An 8,305-nucleotide genomic window follows, 5' to 3' on the forward strand; every position below is an offset into this window, starting at 1 on the left:
CATTATGCGAACCATCCTATACGGACGTGGGAGCGTGTGGTGGTCAGATTTGAAGCCTGACGCGACTTATCTCACACGCCTGAGCAATATCCTTCAGCTACTGGCAGATATCCGATCAGGCATGAACGAACCCTCGTTCATTTGATGCTGATCGTTAACGCTCAGATTTGAACGCTAACGATCATGCTTGAGCTACCCCTGGTTCACCAGTGAGCTACTTATTCGTACTTTCCCTTGCCCAGTTCAGCGGCTGAATCCATCAGTCGAATCAACAACCGGTGTTTCTGCTCAAAAGCAGTGACGTCTTTCATCGTCGCCGCTCGAAGCTCCAGACAGCCCTCAACATCTGCGCGGTGCTGTCTTGCTGTTCTTTCGCCGTACTTTTGAACGCGCTGATCCCACGACAAATCTGGATCAAAAACGTCGTCACGGGCTTGCTGCATTGCTGCAAACGCTGCTGAATCCTTCTCACGCAATACGTCATATTCAGCACGAAGTGCCCGACGCTCATCAGTCGTGTAGAACTCAGCAGCTAGTTGAATGGTGGCCAAAGCCTTCAGAGAACCTTGAATACCCTGTAGAGCCCCTAAAAGCTCCGAGTGCTGTTTTGCCTGTTGATCATCTGCCACAAAACTCTCCTTGTAGTGAATAGAAACAGGCACAGGGTAAACGAACATGAGGGGTTTATGAGCGCGAAAAAGAACGAAATAACAATTCCATTGAATTATAACTAAACTAAATATCCCTTTAGTTTAGTTATATTAAATCACTCTAAATTTCTCAAGATTATCTGACCTGAGCGACGTCCACAGATGGTACCAAGGTTGGAGTAATGAAAAGAATCAGCTCCGCTGTCGAGGTCGATTGCGATTCATAACGGAAAATGCCGCCCAGCAACGGGATCGAGGCAAGGCCCGGAACACGATGCTCCTGGGTTGTCTCAACAGTCGTATACACACCACCAAGCGCAACGGTATCGCCAAGTTTTACGCGGACATTTGAGGAGACATTGACGGTTTTAATAGGTGGAACCCCGTTGAGCGCGTTAGCAAAATCAGGCTCATCCTTGGACAGCTTGATGTCGAGCCTTACACCAGCGTCATCGATAAACGGCGTCACATCGAGAGAAAGCGCTGCCTCCTTAAATGAGGTAGATGTAGCCCCCTGCCCCGCAGTCTGCTGATAAGGAACCTCAGAGCCTTTTACAAACCTAGCTGGTTGTTTATCCCGAGCAAAGACATTTGGGCGATCAATTACTTTTCCGTAACCACCCTTCTCCATCGCTGCTAATTCCAGATCGAGCATCGCTGAGCTGGAGACAAAGCCAATGCCACCACTAACGGGCAAAGAACCGACATCAACAAAGGCACCGGCAGTTTTACCTACAAAGTTTCCGGCCTTGATGGTTCCAGACCAATTAACGCCAAGCTGTTTTGAAAAAGATCGATCCACCTCAACAATACGCGCTTCAATCATCAACTGAGCCCGAGGAAAATCTACAGCACGTAAATAGGAGGCCAGCTCTTCAAGCCTGGATGGAGAAAGACGAGCCACCACGATGCCAGCGGCATCATTTACAGCAAGAGACTCCTGATTGAACTCTTTGGAGAAAGTCGGAAATCCTGAAATAGCCTCGGAAGCAAGCATATGCTTAATTTTGAAAATAGTATTTTTATTGTCATCAGTCTTAGGCAATGGCGAGTCCAATGAAACAAAATAATTTTTATCTTTAGATACATAAAGAACATCACCGTCAATTTGAGAGTGGAGCCCCTTCGTTTTTACGACATACCTTAACGCATCCTCCCAGGTCACAGACTTCATTCGCATAGTGATAGTACCGTCAACATCATCGGCACCAATCAAGTTAAGACGAGCAAAATCAGCAATAAGCTGCAAGGCAGTTTTTGACGGAATTGCATCAAAATCAAAATTCATTCTTTCAGTGTCAGCATGTACAAAAGAAGAAAGCAAAAGAAAAACAACAAGAAAGGATGAGCACAAAGTCTTCATGAATTCACCTAGATAAAGGTTGGCTTAGCCGGATGGGCTGCTTGCGCTACGCTGAGCTGCCCCACCGCCTAAGCCCCCAATAATGGGAGGCATAGAAAATGAGGATTTTTGTGTCGTCCAGGTGGTGACACGTTCGCCATCCACGTCGCAATACGCTTCTTTGAAATCAGAGAAAAAACGACAACTTGAAAATGATATGTAACGGGTGTGACCTGCGTTATCGACCAATACGGCAATAGAAGAATCACGTTTTGAATTGGAATCGGGTTCAGAAGCGTGAACAAACCCACTCAACCTCCAAGACTCAGAGTAAACAACTGGTGGTGCAACGGGAGCAGGTTTAGGCGCAGGCGTCTGATTTACAGTTTTAGGCTGAGTAGATTCAGGATGCGTCTGTGTGGCTGGTTTATTAAAGAAACTTTTAATTCCGAGGATGCCGACAAGCAGACCGACGACAACGATAGCAATTAACGACCATAAACCGTAGGAGCGTAAAAACGATGCGCTTTTATCGGCAACAGATTCATCACCAACAGCTCCAGTCGCAGAATGTGTTGCCGATTGGTAATAACACTGAATAGCTTTGTCGAAACGACCCGGGAACTGGCGTATACGGTGAGAAGCAGGTGGTTTATCACCCGTTACAACACCAGAATACACATCGACCCGATAAATCTTTTTGGAGATTTTGACAACACGAAATGTTGTTTCAATAAGGGTTCTTGCCCAACTTGGTATCTGTGATAAATCCTGTGTGACAATGACAATTCGCATCGAATTGTTTTTCGCGTCAACCATATGGCGATGTTCAGCCAATAAGGCTTTGTCCCAAGGATTAGCCTGATTATCTTTCTGACCCTTGGGCCAACGTCGCCATGCTTCATCTATGATCAAAACACAGCCATTGGGTACGTACTCAGCTAAGTCGGGAAGTTCAAACCAGTCAGCGGGTAGCTGCTGAATAGTTCCACCGAAATCAGCCAGCAAGTCGTCAGCATTCAACGGAATGTTGGTGACAACATGCCGACCCTGCTTAAGCGATGGAATAACTACACGTTCGACGACGCCGTAACTCTTTCCGTGCCCTGGCTTACCAACGTAAGCGTGAATAGCCATTAGCCAATCACCGGGATACGACGAATCAGGAACCGAATAAGGTAAGCAACAAGCACCAAACCCAAGCCAAACTGGATTTGGAACAGGTTCATGAAGTACCAAACGGAATCAGGGATACCATCAAAAGCAGTTGCAGACGTTCGGATTTGGTCGGCCAGGCCAAGTGAATCGAGCAGGAACATTAGCGCATCCCACATCCAACCGAACACCATGAAAATGACGTCGATTATCCAAGTTGCAATCTGCTCGAAAATTGATTTAAACCACGATGCAAGTGCAGACAACATACGTCACCTCAAGCAGTTAGAACGATACGAACGGCAAGGAAAGACCAAATAGCGATGAAGACTGCTTTCAAGATCGGAGCTATGAGGCCAAACAATTTGCAGTGACTGTCAAAAACAATTTCCTTTGCAAACAAAGTCACTGAGCCAACAGGACAAATAGCTGAAGCATGTGAAGATCCGCTGAAAGCTGATTTTGCTGCTGTGAAAGTGTTAGACGAAACCATTTTTTGTTTCATATCCATAACTTGAGATTTAGCTTGGTCACCACGACCGGCCACTGAAGCCGACAAGTTAAGAGGACCAGGTGATGTAAAAGTCTCATCACCGCCCGTAGCACCATCACCGCCTGTGCCGCCGCCAGTACCACCATCACCGCCTGTGCCGCCGCCAGTACCACCATCACCGCCAGTGCCACCGCCTGTACCACCATCACCACCAGTGCCACCGCCTGTACCGCTATCACCGCCAGTGCCGCCTCCTGTTCCACCACCGGTGCCGCCGCCAGTACCGTACCCGCCTCCTGTTCCACCACCGGTGCCACCGCCAGTACCGCCTCCTGTTCCACCACCGGTGCCACCGCCAGTACCGCCTCCTGTTCCACCACCAGTTCCGTCGCCAGTTCCACCACCAGGTTGTTGAGGAATAGCAGTACAAGTTTGGCTGCCATCTAGCCGTTCATAACCTTCAGGGCAAGGGATTGGCGTGCACTGTTTGCTGCCATTAGCGAATTCAAAACCTTCAGGACATTTATCGCTAAGCTCATCACCAATTTCGGCAGGTTTAAGATTGGGATCCGGGGTGGCACAGGTCTCAGAACCATTAACAATTTTAATTTTGTAGTTGTAATTACAAAATCCCTCTGTCTCAGATCCAATTGTTAAATAACACTTATTAGTACCGTTAACATCGTAGTTGCAGGAATTGGCACAAACCGTTTCACCGGGTGATTGAGAAAGCACATAACGCTTACCGTCAGACCCGCTGCTGATGACGGCACCTGTGGAGCCTTTAAGAGTAGTTGTAGACTCACAATCATGCTGACGAACAATGGTGGCATAGTCAGGTTGATAGCCCGTCGAAACCAACTGCCCCGATTGGTAATATTTTAGATTGGCGTTCCAAGTGCATGTGAACCAGTAATAAGTAGTAGTCTGAATACACGTCGGATACTGTCCTGCATAGCTACTAAAGTCAGAGCCTTTCTGAGCCCTCCACCAAGCCTCATGTGCAGCTACAACAGATTGAGCTGCTTCCTCAGGGGTAAGAAATTTATAAGTTTTATCAGGGCAAAAATCAGGCGCACCTGGATATGGTGCTGCTGTATTGCAAGAATATTTTTTTGCATCAGCAGCAAAGGCATTATTAAAGAATAATGCAAAAAAGCCCGCACAAACTAAAACAAGTAGAATTCTCATGTCACCAACCCCAAAAAACAGCGAAAGCGCAACTTGAGCCAATGACGAACATTGCGAAGTAATAGAGCTGATCCATAAGATTCCCTTAAAAAAAAGGGCTCACGAAGAGCCCTTTGTTACACAAAGGCTCTTAACGCAGGAAAGCGAGAACGATTTTCGCGCCTTTAATACCGGCATAAACAGCAGCGAGCAAAGCTGCTACAGCCAGAACACCAACACTGATCGTGGAAAAATCTACGCTAGATGTCAGCGTCGAGTAATCCCAGGTCGTACCAGCTGCAAACGCATTAGCCGAAATTGCGGCGGTGAAGAAAACAGCAGCAACACTTTTTTTACCGATTTTTTTAAGCATGGAAGCCTCAACTATTTTTAATAAAGTTTAAAAACGCACGAATACCCATTGAAAAAACCATGAAGGTTGCTACCAAGGTAAATCCGGCGCCGAATGCTTGACCCAAGATAATTGGATCTAGCTGGGATGGATCAAAAGGAGGTTGAACTTGAACAGCCTCCCAAGACCCCGAACACTGAGGAAAACCACCCTCAGTTTTTAGCTCGCCAGTGCAGCGAACAAAATCAGACATTTAGGTTTAACCCTTAGGCACTCTTAACAGCACCTACTTGTGAAGCACCCGTGCTTACACAGCGGCCTTGACGAGGATCGACTTCAAACATAAGCCGGTCATCACGTACTTGAGCGATAACATCACACTCATATTTCCCAGGCTGAGGCACTTGCTGAGGGGTTTCCGCATAAAAAGTGCATTTCTGCGGATACGGAATGTTCGGCAGATGGGCGTATGCTTCGAACATGCAATAGGGCTTGCCAGATTTGGCAGCTGTGCCGCTACGGAAATTGCCTGTGATTTCAACCACAATAGTGTTAGACATGGTGATGCCCTCTTACATTGGCAGTCGGCAACTTATGGCCGACCTAAGTTATGCCCATCTGGGCGAAATTATTAGAAGCCCATCCACTCAGCGATTGAAGCTGTTCCGCGAGTATCAATTACGGTAAACCACTGTTTTTCCGGTTTGACGCCCTGCTCTTTTCTGACCTTCGAGAGCTGCAATGGTCTGAGCAACTTGATCAGCCAAAACGGGATTAAGCATTGATCCGATTCGGCGCTGTTGCTCAAGTCTCTGGCGCTGTCCTGGTGAAAGTTGCGCCCCTTGAAGAATGTCATAGATCATGCAACAGCCCTCAAATGAGTAGGCCTGCGATAGAACGAAGGTGGAGTAACAGACTTAACAGGGGTGATTTCACGCATATCACGAATGAACACACCGGAAAATGAACGAATGTCACAGGCATTGCGAATGTTGATACCGATACGGTTTAAACGCGCAGCATGCGTTTCAAAAGAACGCTGAGAAAGAGCAATCTCACGATCGTTCATCCAAAGGTATGCATAATACGCAGTGGTATTAGCTTTGCGTGGAGTATCAACAACGTTTTCGAGCAGTAGTTGCTCTGCAATGCTTACTTGATCCATTTTAGTCACCTTTAGGCGCTGATCAATATCTAAAAACTCACGGTGGAGCTGGGATAATTCGCCTTCATCAAATAGGCCCCAAAAGCTGTAACCTTTCCTTTTCAAGAACTCATCTTTAAGTTCCTGTTCAAACCTCACAATGCCCTCTGAAACACAATAATCATAAAGAGCCTGAGCATAGCGATACTCTTCAGAGGACTCGCCAAATTCTCTTTTAACTCTCGGAAGATGTTTATCAGCCAAATCAGAGGCTTTAATGTAAACCTTGCGATATTGAAGCCGAGCGCCTTTACCGTGACCAGAGGTAGTCCAATCAACAGTCAGACCGTTGGGATACAAAAACCCTATGGAATGGCCAATACGCTGAGTTGAAAGACTACGAATATATGCAAGCTCATTGCCCTGCCCTACAGCTACATTTGTAGTGAGGTCTATGCGATGGATGACACAACCGTCAGACCAGAGATGACCGACCTTCCCGCCTGACTGGCCATCGCGAATTTCAACCCGCGTGCAGCGGGTGAAAGAAGGAAGACCGAGAGTCGTGAGGACTGAATTGAAGACCGAGACACAGTCCGAGATGGTTTCGAAGCCAAAGAGGTTGTCATGCCTGTTAATCCGCGAAGGGTTGCCATCGACCGTAATTTTTCGGCCGGAAATCTTGATTGTCAGAGTTGAGCTGTAGCTGCCACGGTACTTTGTAGCCTTGTAGGAAGTACTGAGAACGTCGCCAGTTGCAGTGTCAAAGGCACAGAAACCCGTATCGGAGATCACCGGTAGGTCGAAGTCGAACACCTGGGAAACTGTCAGCCAATCGATGAACATCACAAATCCCTGTCAACCCATTACATTTCGCAGTAGAGGCTACGCTATGTGTTAGCCTGCTGACAAGGCATAAATCATGGGTAAAGCACACATATCTGTGTGCTGTACAAAAACACAGGAGTTAAAGTCTATGGGTCATGATCATTCGGTTGAAGCGGCAATGAGCATCGGAGAAAACATCAGAATCAAGCGCGAAAGCAAAAAGATTTCGCAGAAAAACGTGGCTGAAGCAATCGGAGTGGCAGAAAACACCGTTGCAAGCTGGGAAAAAGGTAAGAACGTGCCGCCAAGCGACAAGGCTGTGGCAATAGCAAAATTCTTTCAGTGCACCACAGATGAGATCCTACTGGACGACAACGAGCGTGGGGTCGAGGTAGAAATGTTGGGGCTTCTGCGTAGGTTTGGAAATCTAAACGACACCCACAAACCTATAGCCCTCAACGTCATAAGCTCTATTTTGCAGGGCATGGAGTTCGAGGAGTATCTCAAAGGCGGCAAGAAAGACCGAACCAAAGAGCAGTAACGAGGCAAAAGGGACCGCAGTGTTTTGCGGTAAAGTGGGGGTGTAACAACACCCCCCCACCGCCTTCGGCGGTCGAAAGGACCATCGCGAGTAAATCGGCCCCTCAAGTGTTAGCAGTAGAACATCGTTACCAGGACCAGGTAAAAAGCGGTTGGACACCAAAGGAAAGCAGCCCAAATAGCGTAAAACTGACGCGCTGCGCTTGTCCGCCGCACCTGAGCACCTGGCTGGACTGGTCGCGATGCTCCAAATCCCAACCATGCACTCAGCTACGGCCCCTCAAGTGTTGGTAGTGTGCCCCTCAAATGTCGCGAAGAAGACCGCTATAAATCCTCGATTAGGGCTGCGACAACTCTAAGCTTGCTGACCAGGCCATCCAGCTCAGCTGACTCGTCGTCGAACTGACGGACCCTAGAGCGAAGCTTGCGAAGATCGGACACCAGGGCGCCATAGGAATCGATTAACGATTCAATCGCTTGCTCAGGGTCAGGATTTGCCATGTAGGCTTTAGCATCGCGCACAGCGCGATCAGAAAGAGAAAGTTGGATACGCATAATGGACCCTATATTAAGCGACGCCCGGGGCCGTTGGCATTATCCGGACGCCGCTCAACATAAGGCCCTGTCATTA

The 8,305-nt window shown here is 47.8% G+C and carries 12 protein-coding genes; 1 reads left to right on the forward strand and 11 read right to left on the reverse strand.

The window, feature by feature from the left end; translation table 11 throughout:
- Window positions 1-218: 218 nt before the first annotated feature.
- From MO767_RS30605 to MO767_RS30650, 10 genes are all read right to left on the reverse strand, one after another.
- The gene (locus MO767_RS30605) at window positions 219-629 is read right to left on the reverse strand and encodes a hypothetical protein (protein WP_282483581.1); all 411 of its coding nucleotides are present in this window, start codon (window positions 627-629) and stop codon (window positions 219-221) included.
- 157 nt (window positions 630-786) lie between these two features.
- Complete coding sequence (locus MO767_RS30610) at window positions 787-2,013, reverse strand: secretin and TonB N-terminal domain-containing protein (RefSeq protein WP_282483582.1); 1,227 nt, start codon at window positions 2,011-2,013, stop codon at window positions 787-789.
- A gap of 24 nt (window positions 2,014-2,037) precedes the next feature.
- On the reverse strand, window positions 2,038-3,129 hold the full coding sequence (locus MO767_RS30615) for a zonular occludens toxin domain-containing protein (RefSeq protein ID WP_282483583.1): 1,092 nt from the start codon (window positions 3,127-3,129) through the stop codon (window positions 2,038-2,040).
- Window positions 3,129-3,416: a DUF2523 family protein gene (locus MO767_RS30620; protein WP_282483584.1), complete on the reverse strand. Its 288-nt coding sequence runs from the start codon at window positions 3,414-3,416 to the stop codon at window positions 3,129-3,131. The genes MO767_RS30615 and MO767_RS30620 overlap by 1 nt, the downstream gene beginning before the upstream one ends.
- An 8-nt stretch (window positions 3,417-3,424) precedes the next feature.
- Window positions 3,425-4,831, reverse strand: a complete 1,407-nt coding sequence (locus MO767_RS30625) for a hypothetical protein (RefSeq protein WP_282483585.1) — start codon at window positions 4,829-4,831, stop codon at window positions 3,425-3,427.
- Window positions 4,832-4,961: 130 nt separating this feature from the next.
- The gene (locus tag MO767_RS30630; RefSeq protein WP_282483586.1) at window positions 4,962-5,183 is read right to left on the reverse strand and encodes a hypothetical protein; all 222 of its coding nucleotides are present in this window, start codon (window positions 5,181-5,183) and stop codon (window positions 4,962-4,964) included.
- Window positions 5,184-5,190: 7 nt separating this feature from the next.
- Complete coding sequence (locus MO767_RS30635) at window positions 5,191-5,415, reverse strand: hypothetical protein (RefSeq protein ID WP_131063499.1); 225 nt, start codon at window positions 5,413-5,415, stop codon at window positions 5,191-5,193.
- A 13-nt stretch (window positions 5,416-5,428) separates the two neighbouring features.
- Window positions 5,429-5,722 carry a propanediol utilization protein gene (locus tag MO767_RS30640; protein WP_282483587.1) on the reverse strand — a complete coding sequence of 98 codons (294 nt, stop codon included), beginning with the start codon at window positions 5,720-5,722 and terminating at the stop codon, window positions 5,429-5,431.
- Between the two features lie 114 nt (window positions 5,723-5,836).
- Window positions 5,837-6,025 (reverse strand): hypothetical protein, encoded by a 189-nt coding sequence (locus tag MO767_RS30645; protein WP_282483588.1) that lies wholly within the window; start codon window positions 6,023-6,025, stop codon window positions 5,837-5,839.
- A complete protein-coding gene (locus MO767_RS30650; RefSeq protein WP_282483589.1) occupies window positions 6,022-7,152 on the reverse strand; it encodes a phage/plasmid replication protein in 1,131 nt (376 codons plus the stop codon). The genes MO767_RS30645 and MO767_RS30650 overlap by 4 nt, the downstream gene beginning before the upstream one ends.
- Window positions 7,153-7,282: 130 nt before the next feature.
- Between MO767_RS30650 and MO767_RS30655 the strand changes: the two genes are divergently transcribed.
- Window positions 7,283-7,675, forward strand: a complete 393-nt coding sequence (locus tag MO767_RS30655) for a helix-turn-helix domain-containing protein (protein WP_282483590.1) — start codon at window positions 7,283-7,285, stop codon at window positions 7,673-7,675.
- A 323-nt stretch (window positions 7,676-7,998) separates the two neighbouring features.
- On the opposite strand, the gene MO767_RS30660 is transcribed toward MO767_RS30655, so the two are convergent.
- The gene (locus tag MO767_RS30660) at window positions 7,999-8,229 is read right to left on the reverse strand and encodes a hypothetical protein (RefSeq protein WP_282483591.1); all 231 of its coding nucleotides are present in this window, start codon (window positions 8,227-8,229) and stop codon (window positions 7,999-8,001) included.
- Between the last annotated feature and the right edge of the window lie 76 nt (window positions 8,230-8,305).

This window comes from Pseudomonas sp. UYIF39 (genome assembly GCF_029963765.1).
Taxonomy (GTDB): Bacteria; Pseudomonadota; Gammaproteobacteria; order Pseudomonadales; family Pseudomonadaceae; genus Aquipseudomonas.

Excerpts from the sequence above, each read along its gene's own strand:
- MO767_RS30630 (WP_282483586.1), bottom strand. The coding sequence starts at position 5,183 with ATGCTTAAAAAAATCGGTAAAAAAAGTGTTGCTGCTGTTTTCTTCACC.
- MO767_RS30615 (WP_282483583.1), bottom strand. The coding sequence starts at position 3,129 with ATGGCTATTCACGCTTACGTTGGTAAGCCAGGGCACGGAAAGAGTTAC.
- MO767_RS30635 (WP_131063499.1), bottom strand. The coding sequence starts at position 5,415 with ATGTCTGATTTTGTTCGCTGCACTGGCGAGCTAAAAACTGAGGGTGGT.
- MO767_RS30625 (WP_282483585.1), bottom strand. The coding sequence starts at position 4,831 with ATGAGAATTCTACTTGTTTTAGTTTGTGCGGGCTTTTTTGCATTATTC.
- MO767_RS30650 (WP_282483589.1), bottom strand. The coding sequence starts at position 7,152 with ATGTTCATCGATTGGCTGACAGTTTCCCAGGTGTTCGACTTCGACCTA.
- MO767_RS30645 (WP_282483588.1), bottom strand. The coding sequence starts at position 6,025 with ATGATCTATGACATTCTTCAAGGGGCGCAACTTTCACCAGGACAGCGC.
- MO767_RS30610 (WP_282483582.1), bottom strand. The coding sequence starts at position 2,013 with ATGAAGACTTTGTGCTCATCCTTTCTTGTTGTTTTTCTTTTGCTTTCT.
- MO767_RS30655 (WP_282483590.1), top strand. The coding sequence starts at position 7,283 with ATGGGTCATGATCATTCGGTTGAAGCGGCAATGAGCATCGGAGAAAAC.
- MO767_RS30660 (WP_282483591.1), bottom strand. The coding sequence starts at position 8,229 with ATGCGTATCCAACTTTCTCTTTCTGATCGCGCTGTGCGCGATGCTAAA.
- MO767_RS30620 (WP_282483584.1), bottom strand. The coding sequence starts at position 3,416 with ATGTTGTCTGCACTTGCATCGTGGTTTAAATCAATTTTCGAGCAGATT.
- MO767_RS30640 (WP_282483587.1), bottom strand. The coding sequence starts at position 5,722 with ATGTCTAACACTATTGTGGTTGAAATCACAGGCAATTTCCGTAGCGGC.